15 protein-coding genes and 1 pseudogene are annotated in these 17,074 nt (G+C 68.2%); 6 read left to right on the forward strand and 10 right to left on the reverse strand.

Annotated elements, in window-relative coordinates:
* Together ACXDF8_RS09835 and ACXDF8_RS09840 are read right to left on the reverse strand one after the other, a co-directional pair.
* Positions 1–216 (reverse strand): annotated as a pseudogene (locus ACXDF8_RS09835) (IS21 family transposase); the annotation flags it as partial.
* Between the two features lie 79 nt (positions 217–295).
* Positions 296–1,324 carry an oxidoreductase gene (locus tag ACXDF8_RS09840; RefSeq protein WP_457223070.1) on the reverse strand — a complete coding sequence of 343 codons (1,029 nt, stop codon included), beginning with the start codon at positions 1,322–1,324 and terminating at the stop codon, positions 296–298.
* 53 nt (positions 1,325–1,377) lie between these two features.
* On the opposite strand from ACXDF8_RS09840, the gene ACXDF8_RS09845 reads away from it, so the two are divergent.
* Positions 1,378–1,803, forward strand: a complete 426-nt coding sequence (locus ACXDF8_RS09845) for a MerR family transcriptional regulator (protein ID WP_457223071.1) — start codon at positions 1,378–1,380, stop codon at positions 1,801–1,803.
* A gap of 58 nt (positions 1,804–1,861) precedes the next feature.
* Here the strand turns inward: ACXDF8_RS09845 and ACXDF8_RS09850 are convergent, their stop codons facing one another.
* Positions 1,862–2,656, reverse strand: a complete 795-nt coding sequence (locus ACXDF8_RS09850) for a trypsin-like serine peptidase (protein ID WP_457223355.1) — start codon at positions 2,654–2,656, stop codon at positions 1,862–1,864.
* A gap of 174 nt (positions 2,657–2,830) precedes the next feature.
* On the opposite strand from ACXDF8_RS09850, the gene ACXDF8_RS09855 reads away from it, so the two are divergent.
* The 3 genes from ACXDF8_RS09855 to ACXDF8_RS09865 are packed head-to-tail and all read left to right on the forward strand — an operon-like array spanning position 2,831 to position 5,583.
* On the forward strand, positions 2,831–3,805 hold the full coding sequence (locus ACXDF8_RS09855; protein WP_457223072.1) for a proteasome assembly chaperone family protein: 975 nt from the start codon (positions 2,831–2,833) through the stop codon (positions 3,803–3,805).
* A gap of 33 nt (positions 3,806–3,838) precedes the next feature.
* Positions 3,839–4,861 (forward strand): alpha/beta fold hydrolase, encoded by a 1,023-nt coding sequence (locus ACXDF8_RS09860; RefSeq protein WP_457223073.1) that lies wholly within the window; start codon positions 3,839–3,841, stop codon positions 4,859–4,861.
* Positions 4,862–4,896: 35 nt separating this feature from the next.
* Positions 4,897–5,583 (forward strand): PhzF family protein, encoded by a 687-nt coding sequence (locus ACXDF8_RS09865; protein WP_457223074.1) that lies wholly within the window; start codon positions 4,897–4,899, stop codon positions 5,581–5,583.
* A 3-nt stretch (positions 5,584–5,586) separates the two neighbouring features.
* Here ACXDF8_RS09865 and nrdR read toward each other — a convergent pair whose 3' ends face one another.
* The gene (gene nrdR / locus ACXDF8_RS09870; protein ID WP_457223075.1) at positions 5,587–6,051 is read right to left on the reverse strand and encodes a transcriptional regulator NrdR; all 465 of its coding nucleotides are present in this window, start codon (positions 6,049–6,051) and stop codon (positions 5,587–5,589) included.
* Positions 6,052–6,217: 166 nt separating this feature from the next.
* Positions 6,218–6,697, reverse strand: coding sequence for a LysM peptidoglycan-binding domain-containing protein (locus tag ACXDF8_RS09875; protein WP_457223076.1), 480 nt, complete (start codon positions 6,695–6,697; stop codon positions 6,218–6,220).
* Positions 6,698–6,958: 261 nt separating this feature from the next.
* On the opposite strand from ACXDF8_RS09875, the gene lexA reads away from it, so the two are divergent.
* Positions 6,959–7,651, forward strand: coding sequence for a transcriptional repressor LexA (gene lexA, locus ACXDF8_RS09880; protein WP_457223077.1), 693 nt, complete (start codon positions 6,959–6,961; stop codon positions 7,649–7,651).
* A 27-nt stretch (positions 7,652–7,678) separates the two neighbouring features.
* On the opposite strand, the gene ACXDF8_RS09885 is transcribed toward lexA, so the two are convergent.
* Together ACXDF8_RS09885 and ACXDF8_RS09890 are read right to left on the reverse strand one after the other, a co-directional pair.
* Positions 7,679–9,871 (reverse strand): LGFP repeat-containing protein, encoded by a 2,193-nt coding sequence (locus ACXDF8_RS09885; protein WP_457223078.1) that lies wholly within the window; start codon positions 9,869–9,871, stop codon positions 7,679–7,681.
* A gap of 355 nt (positions 9,872–10,226) precedes the next feature.
* A complete protein-coding gene (locus ACXDF8_RS09890; RefSeq protein WP_457223079.1) occupies positions 10,227–11,387 on the reverse strand; it encodes an acyl-CoA dehydrogenase family protein in 1,161 nt (386 codons plus the stop codon).
* Positions 11,388–11,495: 108 nt separating this feature from the next.
* On the opposite strand from ACXDF8_RS09890, the gene ACXDF8_RS09895 reads away from it, so the two are divergent.
* Positions 11,496–13,784 carry a molybdopterin guanine dinucleotide-containing S/N-oxide reductase gene (locus tag ACXDF8_RS09895; RefSeq protein ID WP_457223080.1) on the forward strand — a complete coding sequence of 763 codons (2,289 nt, stop codon included), beginning with the start codon at positions 11,496–11,498 and terminating at the stop codon, positions 13,782–13,784.
* On the opposite strand, the gene hflX is transcribed toward ACXDF8_RS09895, so the two are convergent.
* From hflX to miaA, 3 genes are all read right to left on the reverse strand, one after another.
* Positions 13,781–15,196, reverse strand: coding sequence for a GTPase HflX (gene hflX, locus ACXDF8_RS09900; protein WP_457223081.1), 1,416 nt, complete (start codon positions 15,194–15,196; stop codon positions 13,781–13,783). The genes ACXDF8_RS09895 and hflX overlap by 4 nt on opposite strands.
* A gap of 66 nt (positions 15,197–15,262) precedes the next feature.
* Positions 15,263–16,132: a diaminopimelate epimerase gene (dapF, locus tag ACXDF8_RS09905; protein WP_457223082.1), complete on the reverse strand. Its 870-nt coding sequence runs from the start codon at positions 16,130–16,132 to the stop codon at positions 15,263–15,265.
* A 15-nt stretch (positions 16,133–16,147) separates the two neighbouring features.
* On the reverse strand, positions 16,148–17,074 hold the full coding sequence (miaA, locus tag ACXDF8_RS09910; RefSeq protein WP_457223356.1) for a tRNA (adenosine(37)-N6)-dimethylallyltransferase MiaA: 927 nt from the start codon (positions 17,072–17,074) through the stop codon (positions 16,148–16,150).

Below are 17,074 nucleotides of genomic sequence, written 5' to 3' on the forward strand. Positions count from 1 at the left end.
CCTCGGATACGCCGCAAGCAACTCCCGGATCCGCGGCTCAACCTCATCAACGACCGACCCAGCCGATACCCGCTGATACTTCGGCGGCCGATCACTGGCCAACGCCGCCTTCACCGTGTTCCGGGCTACGCCCATCACCCGCGCAACCTCAGAAATCGACAACTGCTCCGACCGGCGCAACCGCCGGATCTCTGCCCAGTCCTCCACGCTCAACACTCGCTTCCTCCCTGGCTCGCCCGAGCCAAGGATCTCCAGGAAGCTGGTCAAAATTCACTTGCCGCGCTCCGGTCAGTATTCAGTTGCCGCCGACAAAGGGCGCGCCCGGTAACGAAGTATCCATGTGGCGGCGGTGGCGTGGTGCCGGAAGATCCGTCGCGGTGATTGCCGCGCTCAGTTGCCAGAGCTGGTGTGCGTGGGTCTGGTCGAGCGCGTAGGGCTTCACGCCTCCCTCGTCCATCGAGCCTGCTGGGCTTGCGATGGGGGCGATATTGCAGTCTTGGAGATAGAGACCGCCGTGCGAGTCGAGCAGCGGCGATGTCGCCGCCCATACGCCAGTCGCGGCTCCCTGCGCCGGTGTCTTGAAGCCCTCCCCGACGACTTTCCCGTCGGCGTCGACCCAGCCGAGTTCGACCTGTTCGGCCCGCGGCAGGTCGCGCTGCAGTCCGGTGATGATCTTCCCCGGATGCAGAGCGAACGCTCGGACCCCGCGATCGCGCGCGACCCGGTCGAGCTGCACAGCAAAGAGCACGTTCGCAGTCTTGGACTGACCATAGGCGGCCCATTTGTCATAGCCGGCGCGAAAGTGGAGGTCATCCCAGCGAATGTCTGACGAGTGATGTCCGGCAGACGAGTAGACGACCACCCGAGCGCATCCGCGCTCCAGCAGGGGGAAGAGCCGGCATACGAGAGCGAAGTGACCGAAATGGTTGACGCTGAGCTGGTAGTCCCAGCCGGGGCCCACCGATCGCTGCGGGGTTGCCATGACCCCGGCGGCGGCGATCAGCATGTCGATTCGATCCACACGGCTGGCGATACTCGCGGCGGTGCGCTCGACACTCCTGAGGTCCGCGAGGTCGAGACCGTCAACGGCGCTCACGCCGTCGATGCCGTTCAAGGCCGCTCCGGCTCTTCGCGCATCGCGCGCCGGCACGAGGACGTAACCGCCGGCCGCAGCGAGGGCTTTGGTCGTCTCCAGTCCGAGGCCTGAGTATCCGCCGGTGACGACCGCGATCCGGCCGCGGAGGTCGACACCTGCCAGAACGTCGGTCGCTGTCGCAGCAGCGGAGAAGCCGGAGTCGATGGGATGTTGTTCGCTGACTGCCATGACTCGGACGCTAGGACCTAGAGTCGGCTCTAGGTCAAGTTAGGAGTGGGGCGATGCAGACAGACGGGTCGGTGACGTACTCGATCGGCGAGGTTGCCTCTGCCGTCGGGATGAGTGTCCACGCGCTGCGGTTCTACGAACATCAGGGGCTTCTGGTCGGTCCGATTCAGCGCACGTCCGGAGGCAGACGCCGCTACACAGGCGCCGATATCGATTGGCTGCGCATCTGCACGCGACTGCGCGAGTCCGGGATGCCGCTGTCGGAACTGCAACGCTTCGCGACCCTGGTGCGCGAAGGACCTGGCAACGAGAACGAACGTCTGGCTGTGCTTGAGGCGCAGCGCGAACGTGTCGACCAGCAAATCCGTGCTCTCGAACACGCGAGGGAGATCATCGCGTGGAAGTCGGACATCTACCGTCAACACATCCGGGATGATGTCGCAACCGGCCTGTGGGATCCGACCGCGGCCAATCGTTGACGCGCTACCCGCCCCGCGTCCACAACCTCATGGCCAGCAGCAGCTAGGACCCAGAGCCTCAGCACTGGCTGTCGAAGTTGGCCGGCGCGGCGTCGCCGGGACCGCCGGCCTCGGCGCGGGCGAGCAGCGCGGCGGTCGCGGAGTCGAACGGGGACGAATAGGAGATGCTGTCCTGGCAGCCGCCGCCGTTGCGGCCGCCGATGACCCCGACGACGCGGGCTCCCTCGATCCACGGGGCGCCGCTGGTGCCGTCGACCAGTCCACCGCAGTGCAGTGCCGGGTAGCCCCCGTCGGTCCCGGCGACGGTGTCGCACCCGATCGGCGGCCCACCCACCCCCATCGGGTAACCGACGATGGTCAGGGGGCTGGAATCGGCCGGCGCTACCCCCAGGGTCAGGGCCGGGCCGGCCACCGACTCGATGGTGCCGCCCGCCGGACGGCTCACCCGGGCGAACGCGTAGTCGGCTTTGGGATCCTGGTGGGCCACCCAGCGGGGGTCGAGGTAGACCGCATCCACCGTCCAGACCGCGTCAGCGCCCGCCTGGCCGTCGAACCCGGGCACGAACGTGGCGGGATACCCTGCGGTCAGGCAGTGCGCCGCGGTCAGGATCAGGTCCCCGGTAGTGGAATGCACGACGGAGGCGGTGCAGGTGTGCATGTCGGCGCCGCCTAGGAAGACCGCACCCACCGTCGGCCGCGGGGCCACCGGCTGGGAGGTGACCGCCACCGCCTGCGACTCGCCTCCCGTGGCGGCCTTGGCCGGCACTTCGGCCGATGTGCGGCAACCAGCCACCAGGACCGTGGCCGCCGCCACGGCCAGGAGCGTCGCACCCGTCCGCATGGGCATGATCATGCCTGACGCCGGCGTCACCGTCCCGCCGGAACTGCTGGCGGGAACGGTGGCCGGGCCGCCGGCGTTGATCAACACGGGCGGTCTTGAGAGCGCCCGACCGATTCTGCGAGACACTGGTTGCTACGGCCGAAGGCCACTACGACGTGACCGGGCACCGCTGAGGAGGCGGAAACGATGACTGACGAGCAGGGACAGCGTTACCAACCCGAGCAGACCGGGATGTACGAGCTGGAATTCCCGGCGCCGCAATTGTCGGCACCGGATGGCCGCGGGCCGGTGTTGATCCACGCACTGGAGGGCTTCTCCGACGCCGGGCATGCCATTCACCTGGCCGCCGAGCACTTGAAGAACAAGCTCGAGACGGAGTTGGTGGCGTCGTTCGCCATCGACGAGCTGTTGGACTACCGCTCGCGGCGCCCGTTGATGACGTTCAAGACCGACCACTTCACCGACTACGACGATCCGCAGCTGAACCTCTACGCCCTGCGCGACAGCGTCGGGACACCGTTTCTGCTGTTAGCCGGCCTGGAACCGGATCTGAAGTGGGAACGGTTCGTCACCGCGGTGCGCCTGCTCGCCGAACGCCTCGACGTCCGGCAGACCATCGGGCTGGGCACCATCCCGATGGCTGTGCCGCACACCCGGCCCGTGACCATGACCGCCCACTCCAACAACCGGGAATTGATTACCGGTCACGCGCCGTGGGTCGGCGAGGTGCAGGTGCCCGGCAGTGTGTCCAACCTGCTGGAATACCGGATGGCTCAGCACGGCCACGAAGTCGTGGGGTTCACCGTGCACGTTCCGCACTACCTGGCGCAGACCGACTATCCGCCGGCCGCCGAAGCTCTGTTGGAGCAGGTGGCCAGGCTGACTTCGCTGCAGATGCCGCTGCGTGCGCTCACCGACGCGGGTGCGGCCATCCGCACCAAGATCGACGAGCAGGTAGAAGGCTCCCCCGAGGTGGCTCAAGTGGTGACCGCCCTGGAGCGCCAGTACGATGCTTTCGTTGCCGCTCAGGAAAATCGGTCGCTGTTGGCACGCGACGAGGATCTTCCCAGCGGTGAGGAATTGGGTGCGGAGTTCGAGAGGTTCCTCGCCCAGCACGCCGAGGACTTCAAAGACGGTTTCAACGAGAACGACGAAACCTAGCGAAGCCCACCGCACCGACTGACGGGGTTGGAGATGCCGCAGCGAAAGCCGAATCTGCAGCCGGTGCGGGAGGTCACGCCTACTCTGCACTTCCGGACCATCCACGGCTACCGTCGGGCATTCCGGGTGGCCGGCTCCGGGCCGACGCTGTTGCTGATCCACGGGATCGGGGACAACTCGACGACGTGGCACTCGGTGCACAGCAAGCTCGCGCAGCGGTTCACCGTGATCGCACCCGACCTGTTGGGCCACGGCCAGTCCGACAAGCCCCGCGCCGACTATTCGGTCGCCGCATACGCCAACGGCATGCGCGATCTGCTCAGCGTGCTCGACATCGACGCCGTCACCGTGGTCGGGCATTCCCTCGGCGGCGGGGTGGCGATGCAGTTCGCCTACCAGTTCCCGCAGCTGGTGCAGCGGCTGATCCTCATCGGGGCCGGCGGGGTCACCAAGGACGTCAACGTCGCGCTACGGCTCGCGTCCCTGCCGCTAGGCGGTGAAGCCCTGGCGCTGCTGCGACTTCCGATGGTGTTGCCGGCCCTGCAGGTCGCCGGCCGCGCACTGGGTACCGTCTTCGGGTCCACGGGTCTGGGCCGTGACCTGCCCGACGCGCTGCGCATCCTGACCGATCTGCCCGAGCCCACCGCGTCCTCGGCGTTCACCCGGACCCTGCGTTCCGTGGTGGACTGGCGCGGCCAGGTCGTGACGATGCTCGATCGATGCTATTTGACCGAATCCGTTCCAGTGCAACTCATCTGGGGCGAACAAGACGCCGTCATACCGGTCAGCCACGCCCGCATGGCCCATTCGGCGATGCCCGGCTCGCAGCTGGAGATCTTCGCCAAATCCGGGCACTTCCCCTTTCACGACGACCCCGACCGGTTCGTCGAGGTCGTAGAACGATTCATCGATTCCACCGCACCGGCCGAATACGACCAGACCGCACTGCGTCATCTGCTCCGAACCGGACTGTCCGAGCGCTCGGTCACCGGTTCGCTCGATACGCGGGTGGCGGTGCTCGACGCGATGGGCACCGACGAGCGCAGCGCCACCTGAGCATCGACCACAGCCTGCCGTCGTAGAGTCAGAACATGACCGTCGATGTGACTGTGTTGCGGGTGTTCACCGATGCACAAGGCGACTTCGGCAATCCGCTCGGCGTCGTCGATGCCGCCGCGGTGCCGCCCAGCGAGCGCCAACGCCTCGCCACCGAATTGGGCTACAGCGAAACGATTTTCGTCGATCTGCCGGACGCCGGCTCGACGACCGCGCACGCCCACATCTTCACTCCCGCCACCGAGCTCCCGTTCGCCGGACACCCGACCGTCGGCGCCGGCTGGTGGCTGCGGGAGCGTGGCACGCCGGTGCACACCCTGCAGGTACCCGCGGGCATCGTCCAGCTCAGCTACTCCGACGATCGCACCGTGGTGCGGGCCCGTGCGGACTGGTCACCGGAGTTCGCGATCCAGGAAATCGCCTCGGTTGACGACCTGCTCGCGGCGGACCCGGCGGACTATCCCGACGACGTGGAGCATTACCTGTGGACGTGGCTCGACCGGGACGCCGGCCAGATCCGGTCCCGGATGTTCGCCAACGACCTGGGTGTTCCCGAGGACGAAGCCACCGGGTCGGCCGCCGCCCGCATCACCGACTATCTCAGCCGCGACCTGACCATCACCCAGGGCAAGGGGTCGCAGCTCTACACGACCTGGAGCCCGGAGGGGTGGGTGCTGGTGGCCGGTCGGGTGGTCAGCGACGGCGTGCGGCAGATCGGCTGACGCTCAGCCCGGCGCGCTCAGCTTGCGGTGGGCACGCAACGCCTCGATCTCGCGCTCGAAATCCTCGGCCGAACTGAACGACCGGTAGACCGACGCGAAGCGCAGATAGGCGACCTCGTCGAGTTCGCGCAGCGGGCCGAGGATGGCCAGGCCCACCTCATGGCTGGGGATCTCAGGCGAACCGGCGGCCCGCACCGCGTCCTCCACCTGCTGGGCCAGCAGGTTCAGGGCGTCGTCGTCGACATCTCGGCCCTGACAGGCCCGGCGCACGCCGCGGATGACCTTCTCCCGGCTGAACGGCTCGGTGACCCCGCTGCGTTTGACGACCGCGAGCACGGCGGTTTCCACCGTGGTGAACCGCCGGCCGCATTCCGGGCACGACCGGCGACGCCGGATGGCCTGGCCCTCGTCCGCTTCCCGGGAATCGACCACGCGGGAATCGGGGTGACGACAGAACGGACAGTGCACGACCGCTCCTTCGCCTCTGACGTGACCCGAAGTCTCGGGCCACCCAGAGCCTACCTGCGCCCCCGCCGGCACGGCCATGACCCGCACAAGACGAGCAGCGCACTCGCCCCGTTCGCCGATGACGCTTGTCCGGCATGCGTTTTCGCCCCGCACGGCGTCGACGCCGTCAGCCAATCGGCGCGATCAGGGTCTGCCCGGCGTCCAACGACGCCGAATCGAGCTTGTTGAGATCGCGGATCTGCTGCATGACCTGCCCGGTCGGCGCGTCGGGTGCGACCCGACCGGCCAGCTCCTGCAGGGTCTCGCCCGCCTGGACCTGGACCACCGCGAGCTGATCCGGCGCCTGCGGCGTCGCCACCGAACCCCCGCTGAAATCCGCGAGCAGGCCGAGCCACAGCGTGATCAGCGCGGCCAGTCCGGCCAGCGCGATGGTGACGGTGGTGCTCACCGACTGGCGGCTGTGCGCAGCTCGCGAGACCTTGACACCGGTTCCCCGGTAGGCCAGCGCCGCCGTCGTGGGGCGATTCGGATGGGGGTGGTAGGCACGCACACCTGCGGGGCGCCGCACGGGTGCCGCCGCCGTGGCGGCCGGACGCCGGCGCGCCGGCGATGACACGAATACCTGCCGCTCGTCGATGACTGTCACGTCCGCTTCCTTCCTCCGGGGCGCCCACTGCTCGCTTGTGTGTTCGAAATATACTCGATCATGCGTTCGATTTCCGAACATGTGAGCGAGCGTGTCCGAAGGATAAATCGGGCCACCGACAAGTTTTGGCGACAGCCATTCGGGGCGGCTGAAACACCGGTCCCGCCCGACAGGCCAGGACCGCACCGGATCCGTTTCCGCCCACGACACGCTCGAACAAATGTTTGATTATCGGCGCTTGCCGGACTACATTCGGCACCCATGAGTGACCGCAGTGAGACCTCGGGTCCCGACGCCAGCCGCCGCGACGGGAACACCGGATTGACCGAGCGGCAGCGCACCATCCTCGAAGTGATCCGCGCGTCCGTGACCAGCCGGGGCTATCCCCCGAGCATTCGGGAGATCGGCGATGCCGTGGGTCTCACCTCGACGTCATCGGTGGCCCACCAGCTGCGCACGCTGGAGCGCAAGGGCTATCTGCGGCGCGACGCCAACCGACCGCGCGCCGTCGACGTGCGCGGCGTCGACGACATGCCGCAGCAGGTGACCACCGATGTGGCCGGCTCCGACACCCTGCCGGAGCCGACGTTCGTGCCGGTGCTGGGCCGCATCGCGGCCGGCGGTCCGATCCTGGCCGAACAAGCCGTCGAGGATGTTTTCCCACTACCTCGCGAGCTGGTCGGCGAGGGGTCGCTGTTCCTGCTGAAAGTGGTCGGTGAGTCGATGATCGACGCGGCCATCTGCGACGGCGACTGGGTGGTGGTCCGGCAGCAGAACGTCGCCGACAACGGCGACATCGTCGCCGCCATGATCGACGGCGAGGCCACGGTGAAGACCTTCAAACGGACCAGCGGCCAGGTGTGGTTGATGCCGCACAACCCGACATTCGACCCCATTCCCGGTAATGACGCCGCCATCCTCGGCAAAGTCGTCACCGTTCTGCGCAAGATCTGACCGCGCAAGATCTGACAGGTCCCGCGCTTACTCCGCTTTGACGAAACCGTTCGCCTGAGCGAGTTCCTCACTGGCGAACCACACCTCGGGGACCGTGTGGTCGTAGAGCGCTGACTCCGGTGTGTAGTACAGCCCCGAATGTGTATTGGCCTTGATCACGTAGCCGTCCGGCGCCTGGTAGGGGTCAGCCAATGGGAGATGGATAGCGGGCCGGGCCGGGCCGGGTGCGCCGTGCACGTCCGACTGCAGGTCCTCGGCTGGCTCGCTGACCGGTTCGACCGGTGGCGCCGGCTGCTCGACGTCGTGCACGCCATCGTCGACGGAGTACACCTCCGGCGGCTCCTCGGCGGCCCGGCGGCGACGCGGCGCACCGAGTTCACCCAGGTTGAGCTTCCACATCGCCTGGGATTCGCCCAGATTGACCACGGCGTGCCGGCCGGTGTCGGTCACCTCATCGGCTTCCAGATCGGTCTCGTGAACCTCGGCGAAGTCCTCCTCGACAACGCCGTCGGCGTCCTCGTGGAGTTCTTCGACCTCGGCGTACTCGTGGTCGACGGAAAGATCGCCGGGCAGGCCAGTGGGCAGGCCAGAGTCGTCGGGCCCGGCAGGGATCCGGGTCGGCGTGGTGTCAATCGCGTCCTGATCGCCGTCGAAGACATCCTCGGGTCCCGGCATCGACTTGTCGTCCTCGTCAGGGCCCGCCCAGCCGAAGCCGGATATCGGCGGGAGCGCGACGCGTCCACCGTCGGGGAGGGTCGCATACCGCGAAGAGGTGGGAGCGTCGTCCACCTCACCGTGCCACTGCTCGTCGCCGTCGTAATCGCCGTCGTAATCGCCGTCGTCATCGAAGTCGTCGTCGATGTCGGCGGCGGCCGCGCGCCGCCGCTGCAGCCACAGCAGGCCGAGCGCAACGACCCCGATCAGCAGGATCACCGGGATGATCACCAGCAGCCACCACCAATGCCAGGTGAAGGCGTCCGCCGATGTCGACGTCGCGGGAGTCGTCTGCGGCCCCGTCGCGCTGGGAACCTCGATTCCCGACAGCGAGCCCGCCAGCTCCGGCGGCTTGGTGGTGAATGTGTTAGTGGCCTTGTTCCAGGAGATCTCGCCACCGCTGAACTTCTGCGTGACAGTGTCGCCGTCGACGCTCTGCTCGCCGGTCGGAACACCGAGCTTGCCGGTCGCCCCGCCCAGCTTGGCCCAGGCGGTGTTGATCGCGCCGCGCACCACGATCGCACCGGTATCGGGTGTCCAGAAGATCACCGGCTTGTCCGCTGCGCTGAACGAGCTGACCCGGCTGTTGGGCGCTCCGCCGTCGGCTTCGGTGCCGATCGGCAGGCCCAGGTCACCAGTGGGTCCGCCGAGCGCGTCGTACTTGGCCAGAATCGCGCCGGTCACCGCATGGGCGCCGGTCGCCGGCGAGTAGAAAACCTTGCCGCCGGCGTAGTCCTGCGCGGCCCCGTCGCTGCCGACCGCATACTGCGCCCCCTGGCGTGCGCCGAGCGGACCGGAGAGCCCGCCCGCGGCACGCCACGCCTGGTTGATCAAAGTGGTCGCATCCGCCGGCACCTCGAGGCCGGCGAGGTCGTTGGCCAGCTCGGGCGGCACGGTGGTGAAGGTCTTGGCGTTGGCGTTGTAGGAGATCTCGCCGCCGGTGAACTTCTGGTTCACCACGTCGCCGTCGTAGGTCTCGTCACCGGTGGGCACGCCCATGGTGCCCGCCGAACCGCCCAGCTTGTCCCACGCCGCGTTGATGGCGCCGCGGACTACCCAGGCGCCGGTGTCCGGCGTCCAGAAGATCGCCGGCTTGTCGCTGGCGCTGAAAGTGCTGACCCGGCTGTCCGGACCGACCAGGCCCGCAACCTCGTCGATCGTCGGGAATCCGAGATCGCTGTCGGCCGGACCGCCCATCGCCTGGTACTTGTCCAGGATCGCCCCGAAGATCAGGTGTGCACCGGTGGCAGGGGTGAAGAAGAATTTGCCGGCGGTGAAGTTCTGGGCGAACCCGTCGCCCACCGGGTAGACGTCGCCGTCCTTGCTTCCCACCGGGGAACCGTCGCCGCCGGCGGCCTGCCACGCCTGGTCAATCGCGTCGCTGGCGTCGCTTTCCGGGGTCGCTATCGCGAGCGGCGCCCACAGCAGCGCTGCCGCAGTCGCCGCGAGGACGCCGAGCGCCATCCGCCCGACGCCTCTGTTGAGACGACTTCCAAGCCAAGTCATGCACTCTCCCCGCCGTTTCGGTCAAGATGCTTCTTCTTATCCTCCGCGTCAACTGTGCGTCAGCAGTTCACGACACGCGGCAGTATCCGAGATAAGCCGCACGTTGGAGGGCAGAAACACCGGGAAAGCCGAGCACACGCGCCGGTATCCGGTTCCACGGACCCCCTGATCGCACTTAGCGGTCAACCAAAAGCCCAGTTCGACGGGGCGCCCGGGCCGCTAAACGCCCAGGCTCACCCGATGGCCTGGGCCGCTAAACGCCCAGGCTCACCCGATGGCCTGGGCCGCTAAACGCCCAGGCTCACCCGATGGCCTGGGCCGCTAAACGCCCAGGCTCACCCGATGGCCTGGGCCGCTAAACGCCCAGGCTGCGGCCAATGATCTCCTTCATGATCTCGGTCGTCCCGCCGTAAATGGTCTGCACCCGGGCGTCCAGGAAAGCTCGCGCCACGTTGTATTCGCGCATGTAGCCATAGCCGCCGTGCAGCTGCAGGCAGCGGTCCACCAGACGCACCTGAGCTTCGGTGGTCCACCACTTGGCCATCGCGGCCTGCTCGGCAGTGAGCTTCTCGTCCAGATGCAGCCGGATGAACTCATCGACCATGATCCGCACGGCCGTCGCCTCGGTGGCCAGCTCGGCCAGCAGGAAGCGGCTGTTCTGGAACGAGCCGATCGGCTTACCGAACGCCTTGCGCTCCTTGGTGTACTGCACGGTCTCCTCGAGCACGGCTTCCATCGCCGAGGCGGCCATGATGGCGATCGAGATGCGCTCCTGCGGCAGGTTCTCCATCAGGTAGATGAAGCCCTTGCCCTCCTCGCCGAGCAGGTTCTCGGCCGGCACCTTCACGTCGGTGAAGGACAGCTCCGCGGTGTCCTGCCCGTCCAGGCCGATCTTGTCCAGATGGCGGCCCCGCTCGAAGCCCTCCATGCCCCGCTCGACGACGAGCAGGGAGAAGCCCAGCGCGCCCTTCTGCGGGTCGGTCTGGGCCACGACGATCACCAGGTCGGCGTTGATGCCGTTGGTGATGAAGGTCTTGGACCCGTTGAGGATGTAGTGGTCACCCTCCTTGACCGCACGGGTCTTGATGCCCTGCAGGTCACTGCCCGTGCCGGGCTCGGTCATCGCGATCGCGGTGATCAGCTCACCGGTGCAGAACTTCGGCAGCCAGCGCTGCTTCTGCTCCTCGGTGGCCAGCCGCAACAGGTACGGGGCGACGACGTCGTTGTGCAGCGAGAAGCCCAGGCCGCTGTAGCGCCCCGCGACGGTCTCCTCCACCACGATGGTGTTGTACCGGAAGTCGGGGTTGCCGCCGCCGCCGTATTCCTCCGGCACCGCCATCCCCAGGAAGCCCTGCTTGCCGGCCTCGAGCCACACCCCGCGGTCGACGATCTTGTCCTTCTCCCACTGGTCGTGGTACGGGGCGACGTGCCGGTCGAGGAATCCCCGGTAGGACTCGCGGAACAGCTCGTGCTCCGGCTCGAACAACGTGCGCTCGTACTTGACCGCGCTGCCCATGATTAGACCCCTCCAAAGTTGGTTGCTCGTCTTTGCCACCACGATAGACCAACCGGATGGTTGGGCGTGCCGGGTACCCCGGGCGCAACCGCCCCTAGACTGCCGAACATGGGCCGCGCCGTGAGCCTCACACACTGGGGTGCATTCACCGCCGACGTCGACGGCGGCGAGATCACCGCGGCCGCCCCCATCCCCGGCGACGCCGACCCCTCCCCCCTGCTCGGCAACATCCCCGGCTCGGTGCGCCACGAGTCGCGGATCACCGGACCGGCGATCCGGCGCGGGTGGCTGCGCGACGGCCCCGGCCCCAGCAGTGCGCGGGGCGCCGACGAATTTGTCGCCGTCGACTGGGACGAGCTGACCGAACGGCTGGCCGACGAACTGCGCCGCGTCGTGGACACTCACGGCAACCAGGCCATCTACGGCGGTTCCTACGGCTGGGCGAGCGCTGGGCGATTCCACCACGCCCAGAGCCAGGTGCATCGGTTCCTGAAAATGCTTGGCGGTTATACCTTTTCGCGCCATTCCTACAGCCTGGGCGCGACGGGGGTGATCATGCCGCGGGTCGTCGGAACACACGACGAGCTGTTCAAGCGCTCGACCGAGTGGAACGTGATCGTCGAGCACACCGAGCTGCTGGTGTGCTTCGGCGGGCTGAACCTGAAGAACACCGGGATCAACCACGGCGGCACCACCGACCACCCCGCGCGCGATGCGCTGCACCGGTTCCGCGCCAAGGGCGGGACCATCATTTCGATCAGTCCGCTGCGCAGCGACGTCGATGGCGACTGCCGGTGGCTGCCGGCCACCCCGGGCACCGACGTGGCGATCATGCTGGCGCTCGCTCACGTCCTGGCCACCGAAGACCTCGCCGACCGCGACTTCCTGGCCACCTATTGCACCGGCTACGAACGTTTCGAGCGCTACCTGCTGGGCCTCGACGACGGGGTGCCCAAGTCGCCGCAGTGGGCCGCGGAGTTCTGCGGCCTGGACGAGGCCACGCTCACCGAGTTGGCCAGGACCATGGCGGCCAAGCGCACCATCGTCACCGTAAGTTGGTCACTGCAACGGCTGCGATTCGGTGAGCAGGCCCCGTGGATGGGACTGACCCTGGCGGCCATGCTCGGCCAGATCGGGCTTCCCGGAGGGGGTTTCGGGCATGGCTACGGCTCGATGAACGAGCCGGGGCTGCCGCCCTTGCGGGTTCGGCTGCCCGCACTGCCGCAGGGACACAACCCGGTGGACACCTTCATCCCAGTCGCGGCGATCAGCGACATGCTGCTGCGTCCCGGTGAGACGTTCACCTACAACGGTCGAACCCTGACCTATCCGGAGATCAGGTGTGTGTACTGGGCGGGCGGTAACCCGTTCCACCACCACCAGAACCTGCCGCGGTTGCGCCGCGCGCTGGCTCGGGTGGATACCGTCGTGGTGCACGATCCGTACTGGACGCCGATGGCCCGGCACGCCGACATCGTCGTGCCCTCCACCACGGCTTTCGAACGCGACGACTACTCCGGATCACGCAACGACCCGCTGCTGGTGGCAATGCCGGCGCTCACGCAGCCGTATGCGCAGTCCCGTGACGACTACACCACCTTCTCTGCACTCGCCGACCGGTTGGGCTTCGGCGACCGATTCACCGAAGGACGGACCGCCCGCCAGTGGCTGGCGCACCTCTATGACACGTGGGCAGCCGAGATCGATTGCGCGGTTCCCGATTTCGACCAGTTCTGGGCCGACGGGTCCGTGCGACTCCCGGTCGAGAGGGGGCTGACCCTGTTGGGCGACTTCCGCGCCGATCCGCAGGCGCACCCGCTGGGCACCCCGAGCGGCAGGATCGAGATCTTCTCCCGCGCCATCGACGAATTCGGTTACCCCGATTGCGCCGGGCACCCGCGCTGGTATGAGCCGGAAGAGTGGCTCGGCGGCCCGCGTGCCGCACGTTTCCGGCTGCACCTGATTGCCAATCAGCCGGCGACCCGGCTGCACGGCCAGCTCGACGGCGGTGCGGTCAGCCGGGCGGCGAAAATTCAAGGGCGTGAACCGATCAGGATCCACCCCGACGACGCCGCAGCGCGTGGGCTCCTCGACGGCGACGTGGTGCGGGTGTTCAACGACCGCGGCGCGTGCTTGGCCGGCGTGGTCGTCGACGACGGGCTTCGCCCCCGGGTGGTGCAGTTGTCGACCGGAGCCTGGTATGACCCACTGGATCCCCGCGACCCGGATTCACTATGTGTGCACGGCAATCCGAATGTCCTGACCGACGATGCCGGCACGTCGTCGCTGGCCCGCGGCTGCACCGGAGCGGCAGTCCTGGTGGAGGTCGAGAAGTTCAGCGGCCCGCTGCCGCCGGTACGCGCTCACCAGCCGCCGGTGATCCGGCGCAGAGACTAGGCGGTCGCGTACTGGCGCAGCCCCGCCGCCAGTGCGGCGGGCACCCGCGCCTTGAGCCTGGTCCCCGCTTCGGTGTGCTCGACGGCGTCGACGTGCCCGTCGCTGTGCAACCGGGCCACCAGATCGCCGCGATCGTACGGGATCGTCACGTCGACGGTGATCTCCCGCGGTTCGACGAGCTCGCCGAGTCGGGCACGCAGACGCGGCAAGCCCTCGCCGGTGTGCGCCGAGACGAACACCGCGCCGGTCAGCGCACGCCGCAACTGCGCCAGTGTCAGTTCGTCGGCGGCGTCGATCTTGTTGACCACCAACAACTCCGGCGCCGGCGGCGCGTGGTGGTCGTTCTGCACCTCACGCAAGACTTGCCGCACCGCTTCGATCTGCGCCATCGGGTTGGAATCCGATCCGTCGACGACGTGCACCAGCAGGTCGGCGTCGACGACCTCCTCCAGGGTCGACCGGAAGGCCTCCACCAGCTGGGTCGGCAGGTGCCGGACGAAGCCGACGGTGTCGGTGAGCACGAACGGCCGGCCGTCGTCGAATTCGCCTCGGCGCGTGGTCGGTTCGAGCGTGGCGAACAGCGCGTTCTGCACCAGCACCCCGGCCCCGGTCAGCGCGTTGAGCAGGCTGGACTTGCCGGCGTTGGTGTAGCCGACGATCGCGATGGATGCAGTGTCGCTGTGCAGTCGGCGACTGCGCTGGGTGTCACGGATCTGCTTCATGTCCTTGATCTCGCGGCGCAGCTTGGACATCCGCTCGCGGATACGGCGCCGGTCGGTCTCGATCTTGGTCTCACCGGGGCCGCGGGTACCGACGCCCCCGCCGCTGCCGCCGGCACCACCGCCCTGCCGAGACATCGACTCGCCCCAGCCGCGCAGCCGGGGCAGCATGTACTCCATCTGGGCGTAGGCGACCTGAGCCTTGCCCTCCCGGCTGGTGGCGTGCTGGGCGAAGATGTCCAGGATCAGCGCGGTCCGGTCGATCACCTTGACCTTGACCACCTTCTCCAGCGCGTTGAGCTGGGCGGGGCTCAGTTCGCCGTCGCAGATCACGGTGTCGGCGCCGGTCGCGATCACGGTCTGACGCAGCTCAGCGGCCTTGCCGGAGCCGATATAGGTCGACGGGTCGGGCTTGTCGCGGCGTTGGATCAGTCCTTCGAGAACCTCCGATCCCGCGGTCTCGGCCAGGGCAGCCAGCTCGGCGAGGCTGGCCTCGGCGTCGGCGGCGCTGCCGTCGGTCCACACGCCGACGAGGACCACGCGTTCCAACCGCAACTGCCGGTATTCGACCTCGGAGACGTCTTCGAGTTCGGTGGACAACCCGGCGACGCGGCGTAGCGCAGCGCGGTCGTCGAGGGCGAGCTCCCCGGCGCTCGGGTCGGCGGAGGGGGTTTTCGAATCAGGTGTCGTCATAGCTGGTACCGATGGTGTCACGGACCTCCAACGTCGCGCAGCCCAATATTGTGCCCGCCGCCCCGGTCAGTGCTGGGCGGCCCACCACGCGTCGGCGACCTCGCCGGCGGCCACCAGCACCGACGGCCCGCGCAGGAAGCTTGTCGTATCGGTGATCTCGACTGCGACCTCGCCGCCGGGGACGCGTACCGCCAGTGTTCCGGTCGTGGTGCCCAGATGAGCTAGGGCGGCAACGGCGGCGGCCACCGTGCCCGTCCCGCAGGACCGGGTCTCACCGACCCCACGCTCGTGCACCCGCATACAGACTCGTCCGTCAACCGGGGCCGTGAGGACCTCGACGTTCACCCCTTGGGGGAACTGGCCGCGGTCGAACTGAACCGGCGCGCCGACGTCGAGGTCGGCCAGGGTCGCCTCGGTCAGCTCGGGATCCAGGCAGGCCAGGTGCGGGTTGCCGACGTCGACACCGACGCCGCGCAGCTGCCGCCCGCCCACGGTGGCGTTGCCGGCGCCGAGCAGGTTGACCTTGCCCATCTCCACGGTGACCTCGGCGGCCAACGCGTCGGCGTGGTGCACGACGACCGGGCGCGGCCCGGCCAGCGATCCGACGACGAACTCGTCGCGGTCCTCAAGCCCGCTGGCCCGCAGGTAGTGGGCGAACACCCGCACACCGTTGCCGCACATCTGGGCGAAGGAGCCGTCGGCGTTGCGGTAGTCCATGTACCAGTCACCGGCCTCGACCCCCTCGGGCAGCCGGTCGAGCACGCCGGCGGCGACGACAGCCCCGGCGGTGGTCACTCGCAGCACGCCGTCGGCGCCCAGACCACGGCGGCGGTCGCACAGCGCGGCGATCGCGCCCGGCGCCAGGTCGATCCGTGCGTGCAGGTCGGGCAGCAGCACGAAATCGTTCTGCGTACCGTGTCCCTTCGAAAAGATCATGCCAACTTCACCAGCTCAGGATACGTCGCTCCACCGGGCGATCACCTGATCGGCGAGACCGCTGACCGACCCGTCGAGCCATTCGACGCGGTGGTCGCGGCGAAACCAGGACCGCTGCCGCCGGACGTAGCGCCGGGTACCGATGAAGGTGAGTTCGCGCGCCTGCGCCAGCTGCTCCTCGCCCCCGCCGGCGTCCAGCGCGTCGATCACCTGCGCGTAGCCGAGCGCGCGGCCGGCAGTCACCCCGTCTCGCAGCCCTCGACTCAGCAGCGTGCGGACCTCCTCGACCAGGCCGGCGGCGAACATGGCGTCCGTGCGCTGCTCCAGGCGTTGATCAAGAACCGTTGTGTCCCAATCCACGCCGACGATGAGTGTGTTCCAGCGCGGTATCCCGATGCGTGGAGCGGACGCGGCGAAGGGCTGTCCGGTCAGTTCGACGACCTCCAGCGCCCGCACGATCCGCCGACCGTCGGTGGCCAGGATGGCCGCGGCGGCGGCTGGGTCGCGGCGGGCCAGTTCCGCGTGCAGGGCGCTCACCCCGACCTCGGCGAGGCGCTGTTCCCAACGGGCCCGCACGTGCGCGTCGGTGGCCGGGAACGACCAGTCGTCGAGCAGCGATTGGATGTAGAGCATCGATCCGCCGACGATGACGGGGACCGCCCCCCGGGCCGCGATCGCCTCGACGTCGGCGGCGGCCGCCTCCTGGTAGCGCGCGACCGTCGCGGTCTCAGCGACCTCGAGCACGTCGAGTTGGTGGTGCGGGACTCCACGGCGCTCGGCGACAGTGAGTTTGGCGGTCCCGATGTCCATGCCGCGGTACTGCTGCATGGCGTCGGCGTTGACGATTTCGACACCGATCTCACCGGTCAACCGCTCGGCGACGTCGAGGGCCAGTTGCGATTTTCCGGTGCCGGTCGGCCCGATGACGGCGATGGGCCGCAC

The sequence above is a fragment of the Mycolicibacterium sp. CBM1 genome (assembly GCF_054073305.1).